21 protein-coding genes, 1 tRNA gene and 1 pseudogene are annotated in these 25277 nt (G+C 68.3%); 18 read left to right on the top strand and 5 right to left on the bottom strand.

The features are described from left to right. Nucleotides 1-22: 22 nt before the first annotated feature. From G6N60_RS20270 to G6N60_RS20235, 8 genes are all read left to right on the top strand, one after another. A complete protein-coding gene (locus G6N60_RS20270; protein ID WP_163744270.1) occupies nt 23-1879 on the top strand; it encodes a glycosyltransferase family 39 protein in 1857 nt (618 codons plus the stop codon). 55 nt (nt 1880-1934) lie between these two features. Then, nucleotides 1935-3200 (top strand): bifunctional glycosyltransferase family 2/GtrA family protein, encoded by a 1266-nt coding sequence (locus tag G6N60_RS20265; protein WP_163740616.1) that lies wholly within the window; start codon nt 1935-1937, stop codon nt 3198-3200. 35 nt (nt 3201-3235) lie between these two features. Continuing rightward, a complete protein-coding gene (locus G6N60_RS20260; protein ID WP_163744268.1) occupies nt 3236-5170 on the top strand; it encodes a glycosyltransferase family 39 protein in 1935 nt (644 codons plus the stop codon). A 159-nt stretch (nt 5171-5329) separates the two neighbouring features. Next, nucleotides 5330-6253 (top strand): sulfate adenylyltransferase subunit CysD, encoded by a 924-nt coding sequence (cysD, locus tag G6N60_RS20255; protein WP_163740614.1) that lies wholly within the window; start codon nt 5330-5332, stop codon nt 6251-6253. A gap of 63 nt (nt 6254-6316) precedes the next feature. Then, nucleotides 6317-8164 (top strand): sulfate adenylyltransferase subunit CysN, encoded by a 1848-nt coding sequence (gene cysN, locus G6N60_RS20250; protein ID WP_163740612.1) that lies wholly within the window; start codon nt 6317-6319, stop codon nt 8162-8164. After that, nucleotides 8161-8907, top strand: coding sequence for a 3'(2'),5'-bisphosphate nucleotidase CysQ (locus tag G6N60_RS20245; RefSeq protein WP_163740610.1), 747 nt, complete (start codon nt 8161-8163; stop codon nt 8905-8907). Before cysN ends, G6N60_RS20245 begins: the two co-directional genes overlap by 4 nt. Before the next feature lie 10 nt (nt 8908-8917). Beyond that, nucleotides 8918-9514: an isochorismatase family protein gene (locus G6N60_RS20240; protein WP_163740608.1), complete on the top strand. Its 597-nt coding sequence runs from the start codon at nt 8918-8920 to the stop codon at nt 9512-9514. 10 nt (nt 9515-9524) lie between these two features. Continuing rightward, nucleotides 9525-10184 (top strand): pyridoxamine 5'-phosphate oxidase family protein, encoded by a 660-nt coding sequence (locus G6N60_RS20235; protein ID WP_163740606.1) that lies wholly within the window; start codon nt 9525-9527, stop codon nt 10182-10184. Here the strand turns inward: G6N60_RS20235 and G6N60_RS20230 are convergent. Next, nucleotides 10157-10981: a nitrilase-related carbon-nitrogen hydrolase gene (locus G6N60_RS20230; protein ID WP_163740604.1), complete on the bottom strand. Its 825-nt coding sequence runs from the start codon at nt 10979-10981 to the stop codon at nt 10157-10159. The two genes, G6N60_RS20235 and G6N60_RS20230, sit on opposite strands and share 28 nt — an antisense overlap. A 60-nt stretch (nt 10982-11041) precedes the next feature. On the opposite strand from G6N60_RS20230, the gene G6N60_RS20225 reads away from it, so the two are divergent. The 3 genes and pseudogenes from G6N60_RS20225 to G6N60_RS20215 all read left to right on the top strand — a co-directional run bounded on the left by G6N60_RS20225 (nt 11042) and on the right by G6N60_RS20215 (nt 13440). Then, complete coding sequence (locus G6N60_RS20225; protein WP_163744266.1) at nt 11042-11512, top strand: Rrf2 family transcriptional regulator; 471 nt, start codon at nt 11042-11044, stop codon at nt 11510-11512. A 54-nt stretch (nt 11513-11566) separates the two neighbouring features. Next, complete coding sequence (locus G6N60_RS20220; protein WP_163740602.1) at nt 11567-12580, top strand: nitronate monooxygenase; 1014 nt, start codon at nt 11567-11569, stop codon at nt 12578-12580. A gap of 57 nt (nt 12581-12637) precedes the next feature. Further along, nucleotides 12638-13440 (top strand): annotated as a pseudogene (locus G6N60_RS20215) (LLM class flavin-dependent oxidoreductase). Here the strand turns inward: G6N60_RS20215 and G6N60_RS20210 are convergent. Together G6N60_RS20210 and G6N60_RS20205 are read right to left on the bottom strand one after the other, a co-directional pair. Continuing rightward, complete coding sequence (locus tag G6N60_RS20210) at nt 13437-14408, bottom strand: phytanoyl-CoA dioxygenase family protein (protein ID WP_163740600.1); 972 nt, start codon at nt 14406-14408, stop codon at nt 13437-13439. The pseudogene G6N60_RS20215 and the gene G6N60_RS20210 sit on opposite strands and share 4 nt — an antisense overlap. A gap of 404 nt (nt 14409-14812) precedes the next feature. Continuing rightward, nucleotides 14813-14959, bottom strand: coding sequence for a hypothetical protein (locus G6N60_RS20205; RefSeq protein WP_163740598.1), 147 nt, complete (start codon nt 14957-14959; stop codon nt 14813-14815). Nucleotides 14960-15627: 668 nt separating this feature from the next. Between G6N60_RS20205 and G6N60_RS20200 the strand changes: the two genes are divergently transcribed. Beyond that, a complete protein-coding gene (locus G6N60_RS20200) occupies nt 15628-16668 on the top strand; it encodes a DNA adenine methylase (protein ID WP_246241281.1) in 1041 nt (346 codons plus the stop codon). Then, entirely contained in the window at nt 16668-17513 is an 846-nt protein-coding gene (locus G6N60_RS20195) for a hypothetical protein (protein ID WP_163740596.1), read from the top strand. Before G6N60_RS20200 ends, G6N60_RS20195 begins: the two co-directional genes overlap by 1 nt. Before the next feature lie 3 nt (nt 17514-17516). On the opposite strand, the gene G6N60_RS20190 is transcribed toward G6N60_RS20195, so the two are convergent. Together G6N60_RS20190 and G6N60_RS20185 are read right to left on the bottom strand one after the other, a co-directional pair. Beyond that, a complete protein-coding gene (locus G6N60_RS20190; RefSeq protein ID WP_163740594.1) occupies nt 17517-17948 on the bottom strand; it encodes a hypothetical protein in 432 nt (143 codons plus the stop codon). A gap of 614 nt (nt 17949-18562) precedes the next feature. Beyond that, nucleotides 18563-18635, bottom strand: a tRNA-Arg gene (locus tag G6N60_RS20185). A 148-nt stretch (nt 18636-18783) separates the two neighbouring features. On the opposite strand from G6N60_RS20185, the gene argS reads away from it, so the two are divergent. The 5 genes from argS to thrB are packed head-to-tail and all read left to right on the top strand — an operon-like array spanning nt 18784 to nt 25245. Continuing rightward, complete coding sequence (gene argS / locus G6N60_RS20180; RefSeq protein WP_163740592.1) at nt 18784-20436, top strand: arginine--tRNA ligase; 1653 nt, start codon at nt 18784-18786, stop codon at nt 20434-20436. Continuing rightward, the gene (gene lysA / locus G6N60_RS20175) at nt 20433-21854 is read left to right on the top strand and encodes a diaminopimelate decarboxylase (RefSeq protein ID WP_163740590.1); all 1422 of its coding nucleotides are present in this window, start codon (nt 20433-20435) and stop codon (nt 21852-21854) included. Before argS ends, lysA begins: the two co-directional genes overlap by 4 nt. Beyond that, a complete protein-coding gene (locus tag G6N60_RS20170; protein WP_163740588.1) occupies nt 21854-23179 on the top strand; it encodes a homoserine dehydrogenase in 1326 nt (441 codons plus the stop codon). Before lysA ends, G6N60_RS20170 begins: the two co-directional genes overlap by 1 nt. Beyond that, nucleotides 23176-24258, top strand: a complete 1083-nt coding sequence (gene thrC / locus G6N60_RS20165) for a threonine synthase (protein WP_163740586.1) — start codon at nt 23176-23178, stop codon at nt 24256-24258. The genes G6N60_RS20170 and thrC overlap by 4 nt, the downstream gene beginning before the upstream one ends. A gap of 15 nt (nt 24259-24273) precedes the next feature. Then, complete coding sequence (thrB, locus tag G6N60_RS20160; protein ID WP_163744263.1) at nt 24274-25245, top strand: homoserine kinase; 972 nt, start codon at nt 24274-24276, stop codon at nt 25243-25245. The last annotated feature ends 32 nt before the right edge of the window (nt 25246-25277 follow it).

Below are 25277 nucleotides of genomic sequence, written 5' to 3'. Positions count from 1 at the left end.
TCCCGCACCCACCGCCGACGACGTGGTCGACCCCGTCGTGCAGCGCCGCCAGCCCGTCACGCGCATCGAGCGCCTGACGGTCGGCGTACTCCTCGTCGCCACCGCGGTGCTGTACCTGTGGAACCTGGCCGCCAGCGGATGGGCGAACGGATTCTATTCCGCCGCAGTGCAAGCGGGCGCGAGCAACTGGACGGCGATGCTGTTCGGCTCGAGCGACGCGGCCAACGGGATCACCGTCGACAAGACCCCCGGCGCCCTGTGGGTGATGGACCTGTCGGTGCGGCTGTTCGGGCTGAACTCGTGGAGCGTGCTGGCACCGCAGGCGCTGGAGGGGGTCGCGGCCGTCGCGCTGCTGTATGCCGCCGTGCGCCGTGCGGCCGGGCCCGCGGCAGCGCTGCTCGCCGGCGTCGTCTTCGCGCTGACGCCCGTGGCTGCACTGATGTTCCGCTTCAACAACCCCGACGCCCTGCTGGTGCTCGCCCTCGTCGCCGGTGCCTACTGCGTGCAACGGGCCTGCGAGCGCGACAGCGGCCGCTGGTGGCTGGCCGGCGCGGGAGCCGCGGTCGGCGTCGGGTTCCTCGCCAAGATGCTGCAGGCCTTCCTGGTGCTGCCCGCCTTCGGCATCGCCTACCTGGTGGCCGCCGCAATACCGTTGCGGGCGCGGTTGTTTCGGCTCGCCGGGGCGCTGCTCGCCCTGCTCGTCAGCGGCGGGTGGTACCTGCTGCTGGTCGAGCTGTGGCCCGCGTCGAAGCGCCCCTACATCGGCGGTTCGCAGCACGACAGCATCATCGAACTGGCCCTTGGGTACAACGGGCTGGGCCGGCTGACCGGTGACGAGACCGGCGGGCTGGGCAACATGAACTTCGACGTCGGGTGGGGCAGGCTCTTCGGCAGCTCGATGGGCACCTACGTCGCGTGGCTGCTGCCCGCCGCGGTGGTGTGCCTCGCCGCCGGGCTGGTCATCACCCGTCGGGCTCCGCGCACCGATCCGGCGCGGGCCGGGCTGATCCTGTGGGGCGGTTGGCTCCTGGTCACCGCGGTGGTGTTCAGCTACGCCAACGGAATCCTGCACCAGTACTACACGGTGGCGCTCGCCCCCGCGATCGGCGCCACGATCGGCATTGGTTCAGTCCTGTTGTGGCGCAACAGGTTCGACGTGCGAGCCACCGTTGCGATGGCGGGCACCGTGCTCGTCACGGTCATACTGGCCGCCGTGCTGCTGGCCCGGCGCGACGACTTGCTGCCGTGGCTGGGCACGACGCTGGCCGTGGTGGGCGTCGGCGCCGCGGTGCTGCTGCTGGTGGCCGGCAAGCTACCGACTCCGGTCGCGACGGCCGCGGCCGCGCTGGCCATCGCGGCCTGCCTCGGCGCACCGGCCGCATACACGGTCGCGACGGCGGCCACCCCGCACTCCGGCGCGATCCCGACGGTGGGTCCGGCGCGGTCGCACGGCTCCTTCGCCTTCCCCGGCGGTGGCGGTCCCGGCGCCAGCTTCGGTGGTTTCCTCGACATTCCCGACGCGGGTCCCGGCCTGACGGCCATGCTGACCGACGGAGCCGGCCATTACCGCTGGGCCGCCGCGGTCATCGGGTCGAGCAACGCGGCCGGCTATCAGCTGGCCAGTGACCAGCCGGTTCTCGCACTCGGCGGGTTCAACGGTACCGATCCGGCGCCGACGCTCGTTGAATTCCAGCGGTACGTCGCCGACGGCGCCATCCACTACTACATCAAGGGGCACGAGATGTTCGGCATGCCGGGACGAGGCAACGGAGGCAGCCGCGACGCCGCGGACATCGACTCCTGGGTCGAGGCCCACTACACCCCGACGAAGGTCGACGGCGTCGTCGTCTACGACCTGACGGAGCAGCCACATGCATAGCCGACGCATAGTCAACTCTGGTGGCCACCACAACCAACGAAGCGATGATGGAGACATGACGGACATTCAGGATGCGACGGTCGGAGCTCCCGAGGAGCTGTCCTTCGGATCGCGGCCCAACGCCGCGGTGGAGGCGCAGAAGCGCGGAGTCCCCGTCCTCGACGTGGTGATCCCGGTGTACAACGAGCAGGTCGCGCTCGCCGAATCGGTGCACCGGCTGCACGGTTATCTCGCCGACAACTTCCCCTACCCGGTGCGGATCACGATCGCCGACAACGCCAGCGTGGACGACACCCCCGTGATCGCCGCGAGGCTCGCCGACGAACTCGATGGCGTCCGCACGGTACGGCTCGAGCAGAAGGGTCGCGGGCGCGCGCTGCACCACGTGTGGTCGGAGTCCGACGCCATGGTGCTGGCCTACATGGACGTCGACCTGTCCACTGACCTGGCCGCGCTCGCGCCGCTCGTCGCGCCGCTGATCTCGGGTCACTCCGACCTGTCGATCGGGACCCGGCTGAGCCGGGATTCGCGCGTCGTGCGCGGGCCCAAGCGTGAATTCATCTCGCGCTGCTACAACCTGATCCTGAAGTCGACGCTCGCGGCCCGGTTCTCCGATGCTCAGTGCGGGTTCAAGGCCATCCGCGCCGACGTCGCCCACCGGCTGCTGCCGCACGTGTCCGACACCGGGTGGTTCTTCGACACCGAGCTGCTGGTGCTGGCCGAGCGCAGTGGGCTGCGCATCCACGAGGTTCCCGTCGACTGGGTCGACGACCCCGACAGCCGCGTCGACATCGTGGCCACCGCGACCGCCGACCTCAAGGGCGTCGGACGGCTGCTGCGCGGTTTCGCCAACGGCTCCATTCCCGTCCACACCATCGCGGCGCAGCTGGCGCCCTCCACGCCCTCGGTCACGCCGAACGCGCTGCTGCTGCGCCAGGCCGTGCGCTTCGCCGCCGTCGGCATCGCCTCGACCATTGCGTACCTGGTGCTGTTCCTGCTGCTGCACCACGTGATCGGCGCTCAGGCCGCGAACCTGGTGGCCCTGCTGACCACCGCGATCGCCAACACGGCGGCCAACCGGCGCTTCACGTTCGGTGTGGTCGGCATCGCCAAGGCGGGTCGCCATCACGTCGAGGGCCTGATCGTCTTCTGCGTCGCGCTGGCGATCACCAGTGGCTCGCTGGCCTGCCTGCACGCCTTCGACCACCAGCCGCACCGGTTGCTCGAACTGTCGGTGCTGGTGCTGGCGAACCTCTTCGCCACCGCCGCCCGCTTCGTCCTGCTGCGCGGCTGGGTGTTCCACCCGCGCCGCGCGCGCTGAAATCCCCTGTCTACGAGAGAGATACGACTGTGACACTGGCTGCCGAACACGTCAGGAAGGACGCCGTCGTCGACGAGACGACGCCCGCGGATCCCCGGTGGACCCGCCCCGCGTTCTGGGCGCTCCTCGCCGGCACGGCCGTGCTCTACCTGTGGGGGCTCGGCTCCTCGGGCTGGGCCAACAACTATTACGCCGCGGCCGCCAAGGCGGGCACCCAGAACTGGAAGGCTCTGTTCTTCGGTTCACTGGACGCCGGCAACGCCATCACCGTCGACAAGCCGCCCGCCGCGATGTGGGTAATGGGGTTGTCCGGCAGGCTCTTTGGCTTCACCGAGTTCACCATGCTGCTGCCGGAGGCGCTCATGGGCGTCGCGTCGGTCGCGGTGCTCTACCTGACGGTGAAGCGCATCAGCGGTCCGTCGGCCGGCCTCGTCGCGGGTCTGGTGCTGGCCGTGACGCCCGTCGCGACGCTGATGTTCCGCTTCAACAACCCGGACGCCCTGCTGGTGCTGCTCCTCGTGGTGGCGGCCTACTGCACGGTGCGCGCCATCGAGGCCGACACGGCACGGCGGATGACGGTGTGGATGGCGGTGACGGGCTGCGTCGTCGGGTTCGCGTTCCTCACCAAGATGCTGCAGGCGTTCCTGCCGCTGCCCGGTCTCGCACTGGCGTTCCTCGTCGCCGCGCCCTTCGGTGTGTGGAAGCGGGTGGGCGCACTGCTCGTCGCCGGCGCGACGATGATCGTCTCGGCTGGCTGGTACATCGCCCTGGTGAGCCTGTGGCCGGCCAACTCGCGGCCCTACATCGCCGGTTCGACGGACAACAGCCTGCTTCAGCTTGCATTGGGCTACAACGGAATCGAGCGCATTGCCGGCAACGAGGGCGGTGGCCCCGGCGGCGGGGGACCGTTCGGCGGAGGTGGCGGTAGGCCGCTGTTCTTCGGCGGCGAAGCGGGCATCGGCCGGCTGTTCGGGCCGTCGATGGGCGCCGAGGCGTCGTGGCTGCTGCCCGCCGCGCTGATCGGATTGGTGGTGGGGCTGTGGCTGACGCTGCGCGCCCCGCGGACCGACCGTGTCCGCGCAGGGCTGATCCTCTGGGGCGGTTGGGTTCTCGTCACCGGCGCGGTGTTTAGCTTCATGCAGGGCACCGTGCACCCGTACTACAACGTGGCGCTCGCGCCCGGCGTCGCCGCGCTGGTCGGCATCGCCGTCGCCCAGCTGGTCGCCCGCCGGGAGTCCCCGTGGGCGCGGGTGGTGCTGGCCGTGATGCTGGCCGCCACCGGGGTGTGGGCCTTCGCGCTGCTGGATCGCAACCCCGACTGGTGGCCCGCGATCCGCTGGGTCGTGCTGATCGGCTCGATCCTGGTGGCCGTCGTGCTGGCCCTTCGCGGCCACCGGCTCGGCAGGGCCACCGTGGTCGTCGTCGCCGCGGCCGCGATCGTCGGACTCGGTGGTGCGACGTCGTACTCGATCTACAACGCCGCCAGTGCCCACAACGGCCCCGGCACGATGTCCGGGCCGCAGAAGCCGGGTGGCATGTTCGGTCCCGGCGGTCCCGGCGGTCCTGGCGGTCCCGGCAAGGGTGGCCCCGGTGGCCCCGGCAAGGGCGGGCCCTTCGGTCACGACGACAGCCCGCAGCTGGAGGCCTTGCTCGAAGGCACCCACACCCGTTGGGCCGCAGCGGGTATCGGCTCCATGTCGGTCAGTGATCTCGAGCTCAAGACCGGCAGCTCCCTGATGGCCATCGGTGGCTTCACCGGCGGCGACCCGTCCCCGACGCTCGCGCAGTTCCAGCAATACGTCGCCAGCGGCCAGGTGCGGTACTTCCTGGGCGACTCGGGTCACGGTGGCGGTCCCTTCGGCCATCGCACCGGATCGGCGGCCGACATCACGGCCTGGGTCGAGAAGACCTTCACCAAGTCCGACGTCGGCGGCACGACCGTGTACGACCTGCAGTCACCGGCATCCTGAACCGCGGGCGCCGAGTGCACGCTTGTTGACGGGCCCTCTCGGGCGATGCGTCCAACAAGCGTGCGCTCGGCGCATTCATTGACACATTCCAGCTCGGCCGGTTACATTCCTGGCTATGACTGCAATTCTGGCTAACTCTACCAACTTAAAGAGGAAGGCATGAGCGTCGACCTCGACCAGCCGGCAGGCAAGTACGAGCTCAGCCATCTGCGTTCACTGGAGGCCGAGGCGATCCACATCATCCGCGAGGTCGCCGCCGAATTCGAGAAACCTGTGCTGCTGTTCTCCGGTGGCAAGGACTCCATCGTCATGCTGCATCTGGCGCTCAAGGCGTTCGCGCCCGGACGCCTGCCGTTCCCCGTCATGCACGTCGACACCGGACACAACTTCGACGAGGTGCTGCAGGCGCGCGACGAGCTCGTCGCCGAGTCCGGCGTGCGGCTCGTCGTGGCCAAGGTGCAGGACGACATCGATGCCGGCCGCTTGGTCGAGACCATCCCGTCGCGCAATCCGATGCAGACGTTCACGCTGCTGCGCGCCATCCGGGAGAACAAGTTCGACGCCGCCTTCGGTGGGGCGCGACGCGACGAGGAGAAGGCCCGAGCCAAGGAGCGGGTGTTCAGCTTTCGCGATGAGTTCGGCCAGTGGGACCCGAAGGTGCAGCGTCCGGAACTGTGGAACATCTACAACGGCAGGCATCGCAAGGGCGAACACATCCGGGTGTTCCCCCTGTCGAATTGGACAGAGTTCGACATCTGGTCCTACATCGGCGCCGAGAAGATCAAGCTCCCATCGATCTACTACGCGCACCAGCGCCAGGTGTTCCTGCGCGACGGCATGCTGCTGGCCGTGCACAAGTATCTGCAGCCGCGCAAGGACGAGCCGGTTCTCGAGAAGACCGTCCGCTTCCGCACCGTCGGCGACGTCACGTGTACCGGTTGCGTCGAGTCGCTCGCGGGCACGGTGTCCGAGGTGATCGCCGAGACCGCGGTGTCGCGGCTGACCGAACGCGGGGCGACCCGCGCCGACGATCGGATTTCCGAGGCGGGGATGGAAGATCGCAAGCGGGAGGGCTACTTCTGACATGGGGCGAGCGAAGCGACGGGGGATGGACATGGGGCGAGCGAAGCGACGGGGGAAATAGGCATGGCGACGCTGCTACGCATCGCGACCGCAGGGTCGGTCGACGACGGCAAGTCCACGCTCATCGGCCGGCTGCTCTATGACTCCAAGGCCGTCATGGAGGACCAGCTGGCCGCCGTCGAGCGCACCTCCAAGGAACGGGGCAACGACTACACCGACCTGGCCCTAGTGACCGACGGCCTGCGCGCCGAGCGCGAGCAGGGCATCACGATCGACGTCGCCTATCGCTACTTCGCCACGGCCAAGCGGAAATTCATCATCGCCGACACCCCGGGCCACACCCAGTACACCCGCAACATGGTGACGGGCACCTCGACGGCGCAGCTGGCCATCGTCCTCGTCGACGCGCGGCACGGCTTGCTCGAGCAGTCGCGTCGGCACGCGTTCCTGGCCTCGCTGCTCGGCATCCAGCACCTCGTGCTCGCCGTCAACAAGATGGACCTGGTGGGCTGGGATCGCGAGCGGTTCGAGAAGATTCGCGACGACTTCCACGAATTCGCCGCCCGACTCGACGTCCACGACGTGACGAGCATCCCGCTCTCCGCGCTCAACGGCGACAACGTGGTGACCAAGTCGGACATGACTCCCTGGTATGACGGCCCGGCGCTGCTGAGCCATCTGGAGGAGGTGTACATCGCCGGTGACCGCAACCTGATCGACGTGCGGTTCCCCGTGCAGTACGTGATCCGTCCGCAGACCCACCAGCACGCCGACCACCGCAGCTACGCGGGTACCGTCTCCAGCGGCGTGATGCGGCCCGACGACGAAATCGTCGTTCTCCCAACGGGTAAGACCAGTCGCATCACCGCGATCGAGGGGCCGAGCGGGCCCGTCGCCGAAGCCTTCCCGCCCATGGCGGTGTCGATCAGCCTGGCCGACGACATCGACATCTCCCGCGGCGACATGATCACCCGGGCCAACAACCGGCCGCACGTCGTCCAGGACTTCGACGCCACGGTCTGTTGGATGGCCGACGAGACGGCCCTGGAACCGGGCCGCGAGTACGTCATCAAGCACACCACCAGGACCACCAGGGCCAAGGTGACGGCGCTGGACTACCGGCTCGACGTCAACACCCTGCATCGGGACAAGAGCGCAACGGCTTTGAAGCTCAACGAACTTGGCCGGGTGACGCTGCGTACGCAGGTGCCGCTGCTGCTCGACGAGTACTCGCGCAACGCCGCCACGGGCTCGTTCATCCTGATCGATCCCGACACCAACGGCACCGTCGCGGCGGGCATGGTCCGCGATACCACCCCGGCGGCGAAGCGGACGGCGAGCCCGCACGCCGTCAAGCACCAGAACCTGGTGAGTGCCGAGGACCGGCTTTCGCGTGGATGCACGGTGTGGTTCACCGGTCTGTCGGGGTCCGGCAAGTCGTCGGTGGCGATGCTCGTCGAGCAGAAGCTGCTCGAACGAGGCCGTCCCGCTTACGTTCTCGACGGTGACAACCTGCGCCACGGGCTCAATGCCGACCTCGGTTTCTCGATGGCCGATCGCGCCGAGAACCTGCGCAGGCTGGCTCACGTGGCGACGCTGCTCGCCGATTCCGGGCAGATCGTGCTGGTACCCGCCATCAGCCCGCTCGAGGAGCATCGCGCCCTGGCCCGACAGGTGCACGTGGATCAGGGATACGACTTCTTCGAGGTCTTCTGCGACACCCCGCTCGACGACTGCGAACGCCGAGATCCCAAGGGCCTCTACGCCAAGGCGCGGCGCGGTGAGATCACCCACTTCACCGGCATCGACAGCCCGTATCAGCGGCCCAAGAACCCCGACCTGCGGCTCACCCCGGACCAGTCGGTCGACCACCTGGCCCAACGGGTCATCGACATGATCTGCGCTCGATGACCGATCACGAACTCGCCGCCCGCCTCGCCACCGAGGCCGGCGAGCTGCTGCTCGGCGTGCGCCGCGAGCTTGCCGACGCCACCGTCGCCGAACGCAAGGACGCCGGAGACCAGCGCGCCCACGCGTTTCTGATGCAGGCACTCGCCGCCGAGCGACCCGGCGACGCGGTGCTGTCGGAGGAGGCCACCGCAGAGGAGCGCGCCAACTCGAAACGCCTGAGCGCGCAACGCGTGTGGATCGTCGACCCGCTCGACGGCACGCGGGAGTTCGGCGAGCTGGATCGCGACGACTGGGCCGTCCACGTTGCGCTGTGGCAGTCCGGTGACCTGGTGGCGGGGGCGGTCGCGCTGCCGGCGCAGGGCTCGACGCTGGCGACCCCCGACGTCGCCTCGCCGCCACCGGCACCCGTCCAACCACGAATCGTGGTGTCGCGCACCAGGCCTCCCGCGGTGGCCCTGGCGGTCCGCGACGCGCTCGGCGGCGTCCTCGTCGAGATGGGTTCGGCGGGCGCCAAGGTGGCCTCGGTGGTGCAGGGCGTCGCCGACGTCTACGTGCACGCCGGCGGCCAGTACGAGTGGGACTCGGCCGCCCCGGTCGCCGTGGCCCGTGCCGCAGGCCTGCACACCTCGCGCATCGACGGCTCCCCGCTGCGCTACAACCAGGCCGACGTCTTCGTGCCCGACCTCGTCGTCTGCCGGCCGGAACTGGCCGATGCCGTGTTGGCGGTGACGACGGCCCACTAGCGTGGACCCCATGGCCAACCCCACGCTGCGCGCGCTCGCCGACCTTCCGCTCGAGCCCGCGGGTCTCTCGACCTCCACGCTCGTCATGATCGACTGCCAGAACACCTACACCTACGGCGTGATGGAGCTCGAGGGCGTGCAGGCGGCGCTCGACGAGGCCGCGGCACTGCTCGACCGGGCGCGTTCGGCGGGCATCCCGATCATCCACGTGCAGCACTCCGACGGGCCGGGCTCGCTCTACGACGTCGAGGGGGACAGCGGTGCCATCGTCGCGCGCGTCGCGCCGCGCGACGGCGAGCCTGTGGTGGTCAAGCAGTATCCAAATGCGTTCGTGGACACCGATTTCGACCATAAGTTGAAGGCCGTCGGCGCCTCGAATCTGGTGATCGCCGGCTTCATGACCCACATGTGCGTGAACTCGACCGCACGCGCCGCGTTCAACGCCGGTTACGCGCCGACGGTCGTGGCCGCCGCCACGGCGACCCGCTCGCTACCCGGGGTGGACGGCGCCCCCGTGCCCGCAGCCACGATGCAATCGGCGAGCCTCGCGGCGCTGGCCGACATGTTCGCGGTCGTCGTGCCTGGCGCACAGGCCATCCCGGACTGAGAATGAGCGCATGACGCAGCCCTCGACCCGGATCACCCGGCTCAGCGAGAAGCAGGACCCGTCGCGCGCCGCCCTCGACGCCCTTCTCGACGCCACGCCGCTGGCCACCGTCGCCCTGGTGCGCGACGGCCATCCGGTCGTGTTCCCCACCGGTTTCGCCAGGGTGGACGACGACGTAGTGATCCACGGCTCGACCGGTTCGCCCTGGCTGCGGGCGCTGGCGGCAGGTGTTCCCGCCGCGGTGTCGGTGACGGCACTGGACGGAGTGGTGGTGGCGCGCAGCGCGTTCGAGTCGTCCTTCCGCTATCGCAGCGCGGCGCTCTTCGGCGTCTTCGAGCGGGTCGCCGACGACGACAAGGTCGGTCTGCTCGACGCGCTGACCGACAGGTTCATCCCCGGTCGCGTCGCCGAGTTGCGGGACAGCAGTCGCAAGGAGCTGGCTGCCACCTTGGCCCTGAAACTGCCCATCGCACAGGACAATTGGTCGGTCAAGGTCAGCGCGGGCTGGCCCGAGGATCCCGAGGAGGACGTCGCGACGGACACCTGGGCGGGCGTCGTACCGATGTCGGTGACCTACGGCGCTGCGCTGCCGGCCCCCGATCTGAGACCCGGCATCGCACCGCCGCAGTCGGTGCGCGCACTTCAGTCGAGCAGCGGGGTGCGACGGTAGAGATCGGTCCGCCGGTCGCCGTGCACGTCGTTGTTGTCGTTGAACCGCTTGACGCGTGACAGTGCGAGATCGAGGTCGGCGGTGATGCGGTCCGGGGTGCCGTACTCGGCCAGCACCACCGGGTAGCCGTCGGCATCGGTGATGACGCTGCCCCCGACCCAGTCGACGCCACGCTCGACCCCGGCGCGGTCGCACACCGCGATCGGCATCCGGTTCATGCCCGCGCCGGCCAGCACGCGCACCATCTCGGTCGGACGTTCGCCGTCCGGACGGGGGAGCAGCGGCCAATTCACCGGCGCGCACAGCAGATCCGCGCCCGCGAGCGCGACCGCCCGCACCCACTCGGGGAATTCGAGGTCGTAGCAGACCATCACGCCGATCCGGCCGTGCGCGGTGTCGACGAGCAGCGGCAGGTCGTCGGCCCGGTCGAAGACGTTGTGCTCGGTGTCCCACAGGTGCGCCTTGCGGTAGACGCCGCGTACGCCGGTCGGGTCGACCACGACGGCGCTGTTGTAGACCGCGTCACCGGCGGCCTCGGGGAATCCGGCGACGATGGTCAGGTCGAACGCCTCGGCGAGGTTGGCCCACGCGGTGATCGCGGGCCCGTCGCGCGTCTCGGCCAGCGATTCGAGCTCGGCGCGATCGGCGAACACGTATCCCGAGGACGCCAGTTCCGGCAGTACGACGATCTGCGCGCCGTCGCGGGCCGCGTCCTCGATGGCCGCTCGCGACGTGGTCTGGTTGCCCGCGGTATCGCCGATCGCCAACGGGATCTGACAGCAGGTGACACGGGTCATGTGTCGATGGTGGACCATCTCCGCGGGGTTCGCAGCGATGTCGGTGGCATGATTCGCGTCATGCGGATGTCGGCCAAGGCGGAGTATGCCGTCCGGGCCATGGTGCAGCTGGCCACGGTCGCCGAGGGCGAGCTGGTCAAGACCGACGATCTGGCGAAGGCGCAGGGCATCCCGCCGCAGTTCCTCGTCGACATCCTGTCCGATCTGCGGACCGACCGGCTGGTTCGCAGTCACCGGGGTCGCGACGGCGGATACGCGCTGGCCCGGACGGCCGCGGAGATCAGCATCGCCGACGTGCTGCGCTGCATCGACGGTCCGCTGGCCAGCGTGCGCGACATCGGCCTCGGCGACCTGCCCTACTCGGGCCCGACGGCGGCGCTGACCGACGTCTGGCGGGCGCTGCGCGCCAGCATGCGATCCGTGCTGGAGGAGACCACCCTCGACGACGTGGCACGCGGCGAGTTACCGGGTCACGTCGCCACGCTGGCGCACGACTACGTCGGGCAGGAAGAGGAACGCGGCCACGGCTAGCGGGCTCGGCGAACCTCCTTGTCCGTACCGATGCAGGCATTGCAGGATGCAGCAGTGAGTTTCGACATGCGTTCGCTCGACACGCCGGTCATCGTCGCTCCGATGGCGGGCGGCCCGACGACGCCCGAGCTCGCCGCGGCGGGGTCCAATGCGGGCGGGCTCGGTTTCCTGGCCGGTGGCTATCTGACGGCCGAGGTGTTCGCCGAACGGATCACCGCAGCACGCGCGCTCACGACGGGTCCCCTCGGTGCGAACGTCTTCGTCGTGCGCTCGAGCGTGGCCCGGCCCGACGCCGTCCACCGCTACGCCCAGGCGCTGGCCGACGAGTCCGAGCGCTACGGCGTCGGTCTTGGCGAGCCACGCTTCGACGACGACCAGTGGAAGGCGAAGCTCGACGTCGTGCTCGACCTGAAGCCCGAGGTCGTGTCCTTCACGTTCGGGCTCCCCGACGCCGACGATTGCGCGCGCCTCAACGGTGCCGGCATCGCCACCGTGGCTACCGTGACGACGTTGGCCGAGGCCGAGGCGGCCGTCGCAGTGGGCGTTGCTGCCGTCGCCGTTCAGGGACCGGCCGCGGGCGGTCACCGCGGCACGCTCGATCCCGCCGCCCAACCGCCGACCCAGCCGCTGGGCCAGTTGCTGCGGGCGACCACCATTGCCCTGGACGTGCCCGTGATCGCCGCGGGCGGGCTGATGACGGCGGCCGACGTCTCCGACGTACTGGTCTCCGGTGCCGTCGCCGCTCAGCTCGGAACCGCGTTCCTGCTTGCCGACGAGGCGGGTAGCACGCCGGTGCACCGCGCGGCGCTGACCAGTCCGGAATTCACCGAAACCGTTGTGACACGGTGCTTCTCGGGCCGCTACGCCCGCGGCCTGCGCAACCGCTTCGTCGACGAGCACGATGGTCAGGCCCCGCTGGGCTATCCCGAGCTGCACTACCTGACCAGTCCGCTGCGCGCGGCCTCGGTGCGGGCGGGCGATCCGCAGGGCGTGAACGTCTGGGCGGGCACGGGTTTCCGCCAGGCGCAGACCGGTTCGGTCGCGCAGATCATGGCGGCGCTCGTCTGACGCCGTTCGGGCCGCCGTGCCCGAAGCGCATGCCACAATCCGGTCGTGCGAATCGGGATGACGCTGCCGGTGATGGAACCCGACCTCGACGCGGGTGTGCTGAGGACGTGGGCGCGGACCGTCGACGAGGGACCGTTCAGCTCGCTGTGCTGGGGTGAGCGGATCGCCTTCGACAACCCGGATTCGCTGACGCTGCTGGGTGCGCTGTCGGCGTGGACCGACCGGGTGCGCCTGGTGACGACGGTCATCGTCCCGCAGCTGCACGATCCCGTCCTGCTCGCGAAGGCGCTGGCCACCGGCGACATGCTGAGCGGGGGGCGATTGACCGTCGGCCTCGGTGTCGGCGGACGCCAGGAGGACTACGACGCGGTCGGCGCGGACTTCGCGACGCAGACCAGGCGCGCGATGGCCGAACGCGTGACCGTCATGAAGCGGGTGTGGGCGGGGGAGCGGGTCACCGACTCGGTCTTGCCGGTCGGACCGCCGCCCGTCCAGGCCGCCGCGGGCCGGCCGACTGGACGTCGTGGCGGCACGATCCGACCTCGACGTGGCGCGCGACGTGGCGCGAGGCGGGCCGGCCCGCACCGCATCTGGCGACGTCGTTCTGGTTCGCGCTCGGCGACGGCGACGCGCCGCGCGCTCAGCTGCACCGCCATCTGCGGCGGTACATGAACTGGATTCCCGCCGAGTTCGTCGACGCCATGGCGCCGACGACGGGTTGGGCGGGCACGGAGGACGAATTACTGCGCGTGCTCCGCGAATTCGAGGCGGTAGGGACCGACGAGGTGCACCTCATTCCGACGAGCACGGATCTCGACCAGTTGCGCAGTGCCGCGCGGGTGGCCCGAGAATTCGGCTAGCGCCGGCCGTGCCCGACGCAGAGAGCGTCCCACTGCCGTGACGAAAACCGTTCGCGCAGAGGGGGAATGGCATCCCGGGGCGGCATCAGATGCGGGTACACCATGAACGGCGTGCGACTGCTGTACGCGAAGGTCACCGAGTACCGCTCGACGTCCGTCGGCGGGAAGACACGATGGAACGTGCGGCCGGTGTCGACATGGATGGCGGTCAGGCGCCGTCCCGTGACCTGGTTCCACTCGTCGGCGGGCACCACGGTACGCATCGCGGCATCGGACATGCCCTCGGGATCGCGACCGTGCCCGGATGCGAGGATCGCGTCGCTGTTCGACCGGTGGATGTAGCCGAAAGGGCCACCGCCCGTCGGGACGTCGCTGAGGTAGACGATGACCTTGAGGATGCGCCGATCCTCGTGGTCGAGGTGCCAGCGGCGCACGACGTCGTGGCCGTGGCCGGCCGCCGATGCGACCCGCTCCCGTTTGACCTCGAGTCCGAGATACCGTGCGGGCAAACCGATGTGGCACTCGGCCAGATCGAGCTGACGGTCGGACAGACCCCACGCGAACAGCGTCGGATCCGCCGCCAGCTGCCGCGAGGTCGCCTTCACGCATGGGCCGCCGGCGTCACTGGCGCGAAGCGCGTCGACGAGACGGTCCGCGGACGCGACGACGTCGGGGGGTAGCTCGGCGGGGCGCACCGCGACACCGGCGGTCCCCAACTCGTCGAGCACGGACTGTTCTTCCGCCGCGACGTCGGGCACCAGTGCTGCGTGACGGGCTCTGCGGCGCTCGTAGCGGCGATCGTCGAGGGGGCTGACGAGCGGGGATTGCAGCACCGCCCGTCGGAGCAGACCCCCGCGTCGCGCGATGGCGCGGCGTCCATGTGCCACCAGGTCCCGGTGGGTGTCGGCTTCTTCGGGCCCGACGACCTTCTCGGGCGCTTCAGCGAGCATGACCACGGGGACCCCCATCCCAAAATCGTACTTTTGCCCTGTATGTGCCTATCTTTGCTAGAAACTAACCGTGATGTCAAGTTTGCGACGGAATGATGGCGACCGCAAAGAGATGTCGTCGTAGGACGGGAGCTCGTCCGGTCGGGGCTTTGGCAGCTATGCGGGGCTCGTCGCCGCGTCGAGCTGGGGTTTTTCGACCTGACTGACTGTGAAAGTGCCAGGGGTGGATTACTGAGCAACAACGCGGCTGATATTGAAATCATTCGCGTGTGATTTGCTAAAAAACAACCTTCGTGCGCAAACGCGCGGCAGTCGCCCGCCGGTTCCCTGGCGGCGATCGGGGAACGGCGGCGGCCCGAAGTGGCTCGGGTTCGTGCGCGCCGTCCCGCCCAGCGCGGCCGCGCGGCCGGTCTCGCTGGCGGCTAGAAGTTGGCCACCGAGCTGCGGGGCGCGGTAGCTCGAGGCGGCAGTCCGGTGCCGGCGTGATTGGTCAGCGTCAGGACGCATCCCTTCACCGCCGTGACGTAGAGGGAGCATGCCAGCGTGCAGAACGCCAGTGCGCCAGTCACGATGGCAAGCTGGCGGGGCTTCGACCTGGTCTTCACATCGCCTCCTCGGGGATGGCGCGTCGTCTGCTTCTGCAGTCACGAGCATCATCACCGGCGGCCCGTGATTTGGCGAACGTCGCACTTGCACAAGCGCATTCGCGTGTGCGTGGGTGGCGGAGCGGTGGGTCGGGGTTGTCGTCGCCACCGCCGCTATGCCCGAGTGTGACGCTACGGCTGTTTGCGTCAGATGCACGACGGCCCCGCGCGTCGCGGGGCCGAAGGCGGATCGGAACCTGTGTGCAGGTCTCCTGGCTGAGAACGTACACGCCCAGACGAAGACAACCGGCGGATCGGTGTTCTTGGCTAGGGCACGCAGGAAGGTGACGTCCAGATGGTGCCCCCGGCAGGATTCGAACCTGCGGCGAGCTGACGCCGATCATCCCTGCCGCCGTTAGCGCCAGTCGGGCGACCCTGTATCGCTGCCTCGCCGGGGGCGTTTGACCTATCCGCCGCCCTGCTGTCGGTGAGTCGGGGGAGGATGCGGGCCGTGACAAGAAAAACAGGTCAGCGCAGGTCTGTCAGACCGGTAGCCGCGTGGGTCGATCCACAGTTGAGACTCGCTCCACAGGGTGGCCTAAACACGCGCCGTTCTGTGGGAATCTGTCTGCGTGGCACGCGACGTTTTCAACATGTCCTCATCTGAGATCGTCACCAAAGCCCAAACGTTTCCCCGACTGCGCTACATGGGGTCGAAGTACCGCCTGTTGCCGCACCTAGAACGCGTCTTCGCCGAGATCGGGGGCGAAACCGCCGTCGATGCGTTCTCCGGTTCTGGGGTCGTGTCCTACCTGCTCAAAGTGCAGGGATTCGAAGTGACGTCGAACGACTTTCTGAACTTCCCCGCCGTCATCGCGGCGGCGACGGTTCAGAACTCAAGCGTGCGCCTCGACGCCGATCTGATCGAAGCAATCTGCGGCCCGCCCGCCGACGATCGCGACTTCATTCAGACCAAGTTCGACGGTCTGTACTTCACACCCGAAGACCGTCAGTTTCTCGACTCGGCGTGGTCGCACATCGACACGCTGAAAGGGCATCGGCGCGACCTCGCGATTTCCGCCCTGGTGTTGTCGGCCGCGCGCAAGCAACCGCGCGGGGTGTTCACATTCACCGATGGCACCAAGTACGCCGATGGCCGCCGAGACCTCCAACTGACGTTGCGCGAACACTTCCGCGAGCGCGCAGCCGACTACAACGCAACGGTGTTCAGCAACGGTAAGCGCAGCCGCGCGCGACGGGGCGAGATATTCGACATCCCCGAAATCACACCAGATCTCGTCTATCTCGATCCACCATATGCGCCGCCGAGTGACGACAACGACTACATCAAGCGCTACCACTTCCTCGAAGGATTGAGCGTTTACTGGCGCGGCGTCAACATCATGGAGAACACCAAGACCAAGAAACTCGAAAAGCGATTCACGCCGTTCGCGTACAAACGCACTATCGAAGACGCGCTGCTGCGATCGTTCGAGCATTTCGAGGACGCGGGAGCAATCGTGCTGTCGTACTCATCAAACGCGATCCCCGACGCAACGCGAATCCTCGATCTGCTCGGAAAGGTCAAGGCTTCGGTTCAGGTGGTAGCGATTGACCACAGGTACAGCTTCGGGACGCACGTCGCAGCGGCACGCCGCGACGTGAGCGAGTATCTGTTCATCGGGCGGGATTAGTGAGCGAAGCCGTTCCATTCGAAGCCTACTTGTCGTCTCTAAGTCGGCTCGCGCCGTATGTCGACCCGACGACACCAACGCCTGAGTCCGAAGGGCTCCGGTTGGCAGTTGCCGATCTAGAGTCGCTTGATTCCATTTCGGTTGAGAGTCTTACTGATTGGGTGAATCGGTACCCGCATTGGGCGAATGTATTCGGTCTGGCTGTCGGCCTGTCGCAAGAGCAACTGAAAAACTCACTCAAGAGTTCTCTAGGCACGTCGGGATGGGTCACGCTCGCGCGTAAGCGTCCAGCCGACCTTGTAAATTTCTTCGAAGACGAGTTCGAGCTTGTGCGCGCGCTGGAGTCACAGCGCAGCAGAACCTACGATTTCGCCGACATCCTCATAGCGCGCGCCGGTACACGGGCAACCGCGACACGCAGCCAATCGGCAGGCCGAATGGTCGAAGACCGCATCACCGACATAGCCGAAGAACTCGGATTGCCCTACGTGGCGCGTAGCAGCTTCGTCGGCCGCGACAGCGAGAACAAGCCCGCCGACATGATTGTTCCGTCGGTGGCCGACGCGAAAATCGTTGTGGCAGCCAAGGGTTTCGATTCAACCGGCAGCAAGCTCACCGACGCATATCGCGAGATCGCCGACGTGGCCGCACACCGGTTCGCCAATCAGTACGTCTTCGCCATCGTTGACGGCATTGGTTGGCACTCGCGTCTGGCGGATCTGCGCAGGATTCACGATCTGTGGGTCAGCCGAAAGATCGACGGAATGTACACACTGTCCAGCCTGGGCCAGTTCCGCACTGATCTCCGTAACGCGGGATTGCGTCTCGGACTTATCGACGTTTGACGACTACAGCACCCGGTGGAGAATCGGCAGACGGAAGCCGATCCCCACCGTGTCAGGTGGGCTGTTGGTTTGCTTCCAAGCGTTGGTTATGTCGAGCAAGGCATTGCGGCCGATGAGTCGGGCGATCCGCACTTCGTGCGCAATCATGACTGCCGTCGAGATGCGGACCATGTTGCGCACGACTTGAGCGGACGAAACGTTGTCGTCTGGCCTTTCGGTGAACATCTCTGCTTCTTCATAGTTGGCTTTGATCCGCAGCCGGTAGAGGTAGTCTAGCCATCCATACGCGCGCACGTTCTGTTCGCAGTCGGCTTTCTCGGTGGGCGACAACTGTGCGGTCTTGAACACCGGCATCGTCTTCGGTGGCTTGCCCTTCGCCAACCGGGCGTCTTCCTTCGCCTGCCAGTCTTTGCGATTCTGCTTGAACTTGCGCAACCGCGCATCGGCCAGCTTGGCCTAAACAGTGTCTTTGCGTGTCGAGCGAAGCGCCATTGCGGCGATGTCCCAACAGTTCGTCTTCGTGCAATTGGGCCATCCCTGTACGCTCTCGATGTCGCGGATGGATCCGTGAGTTTACGCCTGTGGGTTAAACCCCGACCCCGCCTCGACGGCGAACGAGAACGGCTTGACGCCGACTGGGCGGTTTGCCCAGAACGCGATGGCCTGCTCTTGGGTCTTCGGGTGACTAGCCGGTCTCGGCTGACCGCTGGCGACCACCAACGCCTGAACCGACGAATAGCCGACGTAGTACAGCTGGACGCAACCCCGTGAATTGGAGAGTCGCATCACTTCGTCTTGTTGGTGGAAACGCATACTTGTCGCCAGCAACATTTCGGTTGCCCATGCGCGGTTCAAGCACGACGACAATGTGTCGGCGCGTACTCACGTGGCCCGTTCACCTTCGGAAACTTCGCGATGACGTCGTTTGCGATGGCTTCCAGGACCTTCATTCCCTTTGCTACCAGCGAAGGTGTCGATGGTTGGATCATCGTTGAGCCTGCCGGGGGACCCGGCCTAACGGGCCTGTACCCGCTTGCTGGTCGCCCAAGTGCCCCCGGCAGGATTCGAACCTGCGGCCTTCTGCTCCGGAGGCAGACGCTCTATCCCCTGAGCTACGGGGGCGCGGACCGCGGGTCCATGCGCCAGTGGGCGTGGACAGCCTAACGCACGGTCGCGCCCACACCGAACGTAGGACCACGGCCACGGGAGACCCGGGGGCGCCGGATAAGGATTCGGGCGGTGACCACCTCAGACCATAGGATGGTGCCCCGTGACCCCCGCCGATCTGGCCGAGCTGCTCAGGACCACCGCCGCCGCGGTACTGGCCGAGCACGGGCTCGACACCGCCGCGCTGCCGGAGACGGTGGCCGTGGAGCGGCCGCGCAACCCCGAGCACGGCGATTACGCCACCAACCTGGCACTTCAGCTGGCCAAGAAGGTCGGTGTCAACCCGCGTGAGCTGGCCGGCTGGCTGGCCACCGCGCTGTCGGGGACCGAGGGCATCGCCGCCGCCGACGTCGCCGGTCCCGGCTTCGTCAACCTGCGCATCGAGGCGTCCGCGCAGGGCGTGGTCGTCGTCGACGTCATCGACGCGGGTTCGCGGTACGGCGATTCGACCGAGCTGAAGCAGCAGAAGGTCAACCTTGAGTTCGTCAGCGCCAACCCGACGGGCCCGATCCACATCGGCGGGACGCGGTGGGCCGCCGTCGGCGACGCCCTCGGGCGCCTGCTCTCGACGCAGGGCGCGGACGTCGTCCGGGAGTACTACTTCAACGACCACGGCACCCAGATCGACCGCTTCGCGAACTCGCTGATCGCCTCGGCGAAGGGTGAGCCGACGCCCGAGGACGGCTACGCGGGCGCCTACATCGCCGAGATCGCCCAGCGGGTGCTGGCCGCCGCCCCCGACGTGCTGAGCCAGTCCGAGGAGCAGCAGCGCGAGACGTTCCGCGCGGTCGGGGTGGACCTGATGTTCGCGCACATCAAGCAATCCCTGCACGACTTCGGCACCGACTTCGACATCTACACCCACGAAGACTCGATGCACACCTCCGGCCGCGTCGACCAAGCCATCGCCAAGCTGCGCGAGACCGGCAACATCTACGAAAAGGACGGCGCAACGTGGTTGCGCACCACCGAGTTTGGCGACGACAAGGATCGCGTCGTCATCAAGAGTGACGGCAACCCGGCCTACATCGCCGGTGATCTGGCGTACTACCTCGACAAGCGGCAGCGCGGTTTCGATCTGTGCATCTACATGCTCGGCGCCGACCATCACGGCTACATCGCCCGGCTCAAGGCCGCGGCCGCCGCCCTCGGCGACGATCCCGACACCGTCGAGGTGCTGATCGGTCAGATGGTCAACCTGGTGCGCGACGGTCAGCCGATGCGGATGAGCAAGCGGGCGGGCACCGTGATCACCCTCGACGACCTGGTCGACGCGATCGGCGTCGACGCGGCGCGCTACGTCCTGATCCGCAGCTCGGTGGACACCCCCATCGACATCGACCTCGCCCTGTGGTCGAGCGCATCGAGTGAAAACCCGGTCTACTACGTGCAATACGCGCACGCGCGGTTGTCGGCGCTGGCCCGCAGCGCCGCCGAGCTGGGCATCGTCGCGAGCACCGACCACCTCGAACTGCTCACCCACGATCGCGAGGGCACGCTGGTGCGCACCCTCGGCGAGTTCCCCAGGGTCCTCAAGACGGCGGCGTCGCTGCGGGAGCCGCACCGGGTGTGCCGCTACCTCGAAGACCTCGCCGGGGACTACCACCGGTTCTACGACTCCTGCCGGGTGCTCCCGCAGGGTGACGAGGAGCCGATGGACCTGCACGCCGCGCGTCTGGCGCTGTGCCAGGCCGCCCGTCAGGTCATCGCGAACGGCCTGCAGATCCTGGGCGTCAGCGCACCGGAGCGGATGTGATGGCTCACCCCGCAGGCCCCAGGCACGCCGAGGATGCCCGCCGCGGCGCGGCTCCCGCCGTTCCGGTCGATGCGTCGCAGCTGCTGGCGCTGGCCCCAAACGTGTGGCCGCGCAACGCCGTTCGCGACGACGACGGCGAGGTGTCGGTCGCCGGGGTGCCCGTGTCCCGTCTCGCCGCCGAGTACGGCACACCACTGTTCGTCATCGACGAGGACGACTTTCGCACCCGGTGTCGCGAGATCTCCGCGGCGTTCGGTGGCGGCGACCACGTCCGCTATGCCGCCAAGGCGTTCCTCTGCGGCGAGATCGCCCGCTGGATCGACCAGGAGGGCCTGTCCCTCGACGTGGCCAGCGGAGGCGAACTCGCGGTCGCGTTGAACGCCGGCTTCCCGGCCGATCGAATCGCGTTGCACGGCAACAACAAATCGATCGACGAGCTGACCATGGCCGTCAAGGTCGGCGTCGAGCACGTCGTCCTCGACTCGATCACCGAGATCGAACGTCTCGACGCCATCGCCGGTGAGGCCGGCGTCGTGCAGGACGTGCTGGTGCGCGTCACGGTCGGCGTGGAAGCCCATACGCACGAGTTCATCTCGACCGCGCACGAAGACCAGAAGTTCGGGCTGTCACTGGCCAGCGGCGCCGCGATGGACGCCATCCGGCGGGTGTTCGCCGCCGACCATCTGCGCCTCGTCGGACTGCACAGCCACATCGGCTCGCAGATCTTCGACGTCGCGGGTTTCGAACTCGCCGCCCACCGGGTGATCGGTCTGCTACGCGACGTCGTCGCCGAGTTCGGCGTCGAGAAGACCGCGCAGATGTCGATCGTGGATCTTGGTGGGGGACTGGGCATTTCGTACCTGCCACAGGATGACCCCCCGCCGATGGAGGAACTCGCGGCGAAGATCGGCGCCATCGTGGTCGACGAGTCCGCGGCCGTCGGGCTGCCCGCACCGAAGCTCGTCGTGGAGCCCGGACGCGCCATCGCCGGCCCCGGCACCATCACCCTCTACGAGGTGGGCACGGTGAAGGACGTCGCGGTCAGTCAGACCTCACAGCGACGCTACGTCAGCGTCGACGGCGGCATGAGCGACAACATCCGAACGTCGCTCTACGCCGCGGAATACGACGCCCGCCTGGTGTCGCGAACCAGCGCAGGCGCCCCGACCCTGGCCCGCATCGTGGGCAAGCACTGCGAAAGCGGCGACATCGTGGTCCGCGACGCCTGGGTGTCCGAGGACATCGCACCCGGTGACCTGATCGGGGTCGCCGCCACCGGTGCGTACTGCTATTCGATGTCGAGCAGGTACAACCTGCTCGGCCGTCCCGCCGTCGTGGCCGTGCGCGACGGAGCGTCGCGCCTGATCCTGCGCCGCGAGACGGTGGACGATCTCTTGAGCTTGGAGGTAACCAACTAATGGTGGAGAACGAGAAGGCGGTCGGCGTAGCCGTCTTGGGCTACGGCAACGTCGGCAGCGAAGTCGTCCGGATCATCGAGGAGAGCGCCGCCGATCTGGCGGCCAGGATCGGCGCCCCGCTGCAACTGCGCGGCGTCGGGGTGCGGCACGTCTCGGCCGACCGCGGCGTGCCGCTCGAATTGCTGACCGACGACGTCGAGGCGCTGGTGGCACGCGAGGACGTCGACATCGTCGTGGAGCTGATGGGTCCCGTCGAGCCGGCCCGCAAGGCGATTCTCGCCGCGCTGGAGTCCGGTAAGTCCGTGGTCACGGCCAACAAGGCGCTGATGGCCCAGTCGACGGGCGAGTTGGCCCAGGCCGCCGAGAGTGCCCACGCGGACCTGTACTTCGAGGCCGCCGTCGCCGGCGCGATCCCCGTCATCCGGCCGCTGACCCAGTCGCTGGCCGGTGACACCGTGGTGCGCGTCGCGGGCATCGTCAACGGCACGACCAACTACATCCTCTCGGCGATGGACGAGACCGGGGCGGACTACTCGGCGGCGTTGGCCGACGCCAGCGCGCTGGGCTACGCCGAGGCCGACCCCACCGCCGACGTCGAGGGCTTCGACGCGGCGGCCAAGGCGGCGATCCTGGCATCCATCGCCTTCCACACCCGGGTGACGGCCGACGACGTGTACCGCGAGGGCATCACCAAGGTCACGTCCGCCGACTTCGAGTCGGCCCGGGCGCTGCGCTGCACCATCAAGCTGCTCGCGATCTGTGAGCGCATCGTCAACGACGAAGGGCAGCAGCGGGTTTCGGCGCGGGTCTACCCGGCCCTGGTGCCGCTGGACCATCCGCTGGCGTCGGTCAACGGGGCGTTCAACGCGGTCGTGGTCGAGGCCGAGGCCGCCGGGCGGCTGATGTTCTACGGTCAGGGCGCGGGTGGCGCGCCGACGGCGTCGGCGGTGATGGGTGACCTCGTGATGGCGGCCCGCAACCGGGTACAGGGTGGCCGCGGGCCGCGCGAGTCCAAGTACGCGCAGCTGCCGATCGCGCCCATCGGATTCATCCCGACGCGCTACTACGTCAGCATGAACGTGGCCGACCGGTCCGGTGTGCTGTCCGCCGTCGCGGCCGAATTCGGCAAGCGTGAGGTGAGCATCGCCGAGGTGCGCCAGGAGGGGATGGTCGACGAGGGTGGTCAGCGCTGCGGTGCCCGCATCGTCGTCGTCACCCACCGCGCGACCGACGCCGCCCTGTCCGAGACGGTCGACGCGCTGGCCGATCTTGACGTCGTGCAGACCATCAACAGCGTGCTGCGTCTGGAAGGAACCACCGAATGACCCCCTCTCGCACGGCCGTTCACCAGCCGTGGCCCGGTCTGATCGCCGCCTACCGCGACCGCCTGCCGGTCGAAGACTCCTGGACGCCGATCACGCTGCTCGAGGGCGGCACGCCACTCATCCACGCCCGCACGCTGTCCGAGCAGACCGGCTGCACGGTGCATCTGAAGGTGGAGGGGCTCAACCCCACCGGGTCGTTCAAGGACCGCGGGATGACGATGGCCGTCACCGAGGCCGTCGCCCGCGGACAGAAGGCCGTGCTGTGCGCCTCGACCGGCAACACGTCGGCGTCGGCGGCGGCGTATGCGGCCCGGGCGGGCATCACCTGCGCCGTGCTCATCCCGCAGGGCAAGATCGCGATGGGCAAGCTCGCGCAGGCAGTCATGCACGGCGCGAAGATCATTCAGATCGACGGCAACTTCGACGACTGCCTGGAGCTCGCGCGCAAGCTCACCAACGACTTCCCGACCGTGTCACTCGTCAACTCGGTCAACCCCTTTCGCATCGAGGGGCAGAAGACGGCGGCGTTCGAGATCGTCGACGCGCTCGGTGACGCGCCGGACGTGCACGCGCTGCCGGTCGGCAACGCGGGCAACATCACCGCCTACTGGAAGGGCTATTCGGAGTACCACCGCGACGGTGCGTCGACGAAGCTGCCCCGCATGCTCGGCACGCAGGCCGCGGGCGCCGCGCCGCTCGTCCTCGGCGAGCCCGTCAGCAGGCCCGAGACCATCGCCACCGCCATCCGCATCGGCTCGCCCGCGTCGTGGAACTCCGCGGTCGAGGCGCAGCAGCAGTCCCACGGTCGGTTCCTGGCCGCCACGGACGAGGAGATCCTCGCGGCCTACCACCTCGTCGCGCGCACCGAGGGCGTGTTCGTGGAGCCGGCGTCGGCGGCCAGCATCGCCGGACTGCTCAAGTCGCTCGACGACGGCTGGGTGGAACGCGGATCCACGGTCGTGTGCACCGTGACGGGGAATGGACTCAAGGACCCCGACACGGCGCTCAAGGAGCTGCCCCCCGTGACGGCCATCGCCGTCGACCCCATCGCCGTCGCCGCCGAGCTCGGGTTGGTCTAGCGGAGTGAACCGTTGGTGATGCAGACCCTGCCCGCAGGGCTGGCGGCCACCGCGACCGTCGCAGCGTCCAGCGCCAACCTCGGACCGGGGTTCGACAGCCTCGGTCTCGCGCTGAGCCTCTACGACGACGTCTACGTGGAGACAACCGATTCCGGGCTTCGCATCGAGGTCGCCGGTGAGGGCGCCGGCCAGGTTCCCCTGGACGCCAGCCATCTGGTGGTCCGCGCCGTCGAACGCGGACTTCGGGCGGCGGGGGTGTGCACACCCGGGCTGATCGTCCGCTGCCGCAACGCGATTCCGCACTCGCGGGGGCTCGGCTCGTCGGCAGCTGCCGTCGTCGGCGGTCTCGCCGCCGCCAACGGCCTTGTCGCGCAGTCGGATTCGGATCCGCATTCCGACGACGACCTCATTCAGCTCTCCTCGGAGTTCGAGGGCCACCCCGACAACGCCTCGGCGGCCGTCCTCGGCGGGACCGTCGTGTCCTGGACCGAGGCCGATGGCCCGTCGCCGCGCTACCGCGCCGCAGCCGTGCGGTTGCACCCGGCCATCCACCTGTTCACCGGCGTCCCCCAGCTGAGGTCCTCGACGGCGGAGACGCGCGCGGTGCTCCCTGAAGCGGTCAGCCACGCCGACGCGCGCTTCAACGTGAGCCGGGCCGCGTTGCTCGTGGCTGCACTCACCGAACGGCCCGATCTTCTGATGGCCGCCACCGAGGACCGGCTGCACCAACCGCAGCGTGCGGCCGCCATGCCCGCCTCGGCGGAATATCTGGCGACCCTGCGTCGCTGTGGTGTGGCGGCGGTGCTCTCAGGCGCCGGGCCTGCGGTGATCGCGTTCAGCACCCAACCCCAGCTGCCTGCCGAGGCCGTCGCCCACGGTGTCGCACTGGGCTTCGCCACCTCGGCGATGACGGTTGGCCAGCACGTTCGGTGGGAGCCGACCAAGCCGGTCGCGGCCGACGCCACGCTCACGGTCCAACCCGGGTAGTCGACAGGCGCACCACCGGAATCACGGGGATT

The organism is Mycolicibacterium madagascariense, from assembly GCF_010729665.1.
Lineage (GTDB): Bacteria > Actinomycetota > Actinomycetes > Mycobacteriales > Mycobacteriaceae > Mycobacterium > Mycobacterium madagascariense.
This window is presented reverse-complemented; position numbering and strand designations above follow the sequence as displayed.

Excerpts from the sequence above, each read along its gene's own strand:
- cysN (WP_163740612.1), top strand. The coding sequence starts at position 6,317 with ATGGCGACGCTGCTACGCATCGCGACCGCAGGGTCGGTCGACGACGGC.
- thrC (WP_163740586.1), top strand. The coding sequence starts at position 23,176 with ATGACCCCCTCTCGCACGGCCGTTCACCAGCCGTGGCCCGGTCTGATC.
- G6N60_RS20230 (WP_163740604.1), bottom strand. The coding sequence starts at position 10,981 with ATGACCCGTGTCACCTGCTGTCAGATCCCGTTGGCGATCGGCGATACC.
- G6N60_RS20225 (WP_163744266.1), top strand. The coding sequence starts at position 11,042 with ATGCGGATGTCGGCCAAGGCGGAGTATGCCGTCCGGGCCATGGTGCAG.
- G6N60_RS20265 (WP_163740616.1), top strand. The coding sequence starts at position 1,935 with ATGACGGACATTCAGGATGCGACGGTCGGAGCTCCCGAGGAGCTGTCC.
- G6N60_RS20200 (WP_246241281.1), top strand. The coding sequence starts at position 15,628 with ATGTCCTCATCTGAGATCGTCACCAAAGCCCAAACGTTTCCCCGACTG.
- G6N60_RS20235 (WP_163740606.1), top strand. The coding sequence starts at position 9,525 with ATGACGCAGCCCTCGACCCGGATCACCCGGCTCAGCGAGAAGCAGGAC.
- G6N60_RS20210 (WP_163740600.1), bottom strand. The coding sequence starts at position 14,408 with ATGGGGGTCCCCGTGGTCATGCTCGCTGAAGCGCCCGAGAAGGTCGTC.
- G6N60_RS20245 (WP_163740610.1), top strand. The coding sequence starts at position 8,161 with ATGACCGATCACGAACTCGCCGCCCGCCTCGCCACCGAGGCCGGCGAG.
- G6N60_RS20170 (WP_163740588.1), top strand. The coding sequence starts at position 21,854 with ATGGTGGAGAACGAGAAGGCGGTCGGCGTAGCCGTCTTGGGCTACGGC.
- cysD (WP_163740614.1), top strand. The coding sequence starts at position 5,330 with ATGAGCGTCGACCTCGACCAGCCGGCAGGCAAGTACGAGCTCAGCCAT.
- G6N60_RS20240 (WP_163740608.1), top strand. The coding sequence starts at position 8,918 with ATGGCCAACCCCACGCTGCGCGCGCTCGCCGACCTTCCGCTCGAGCCC.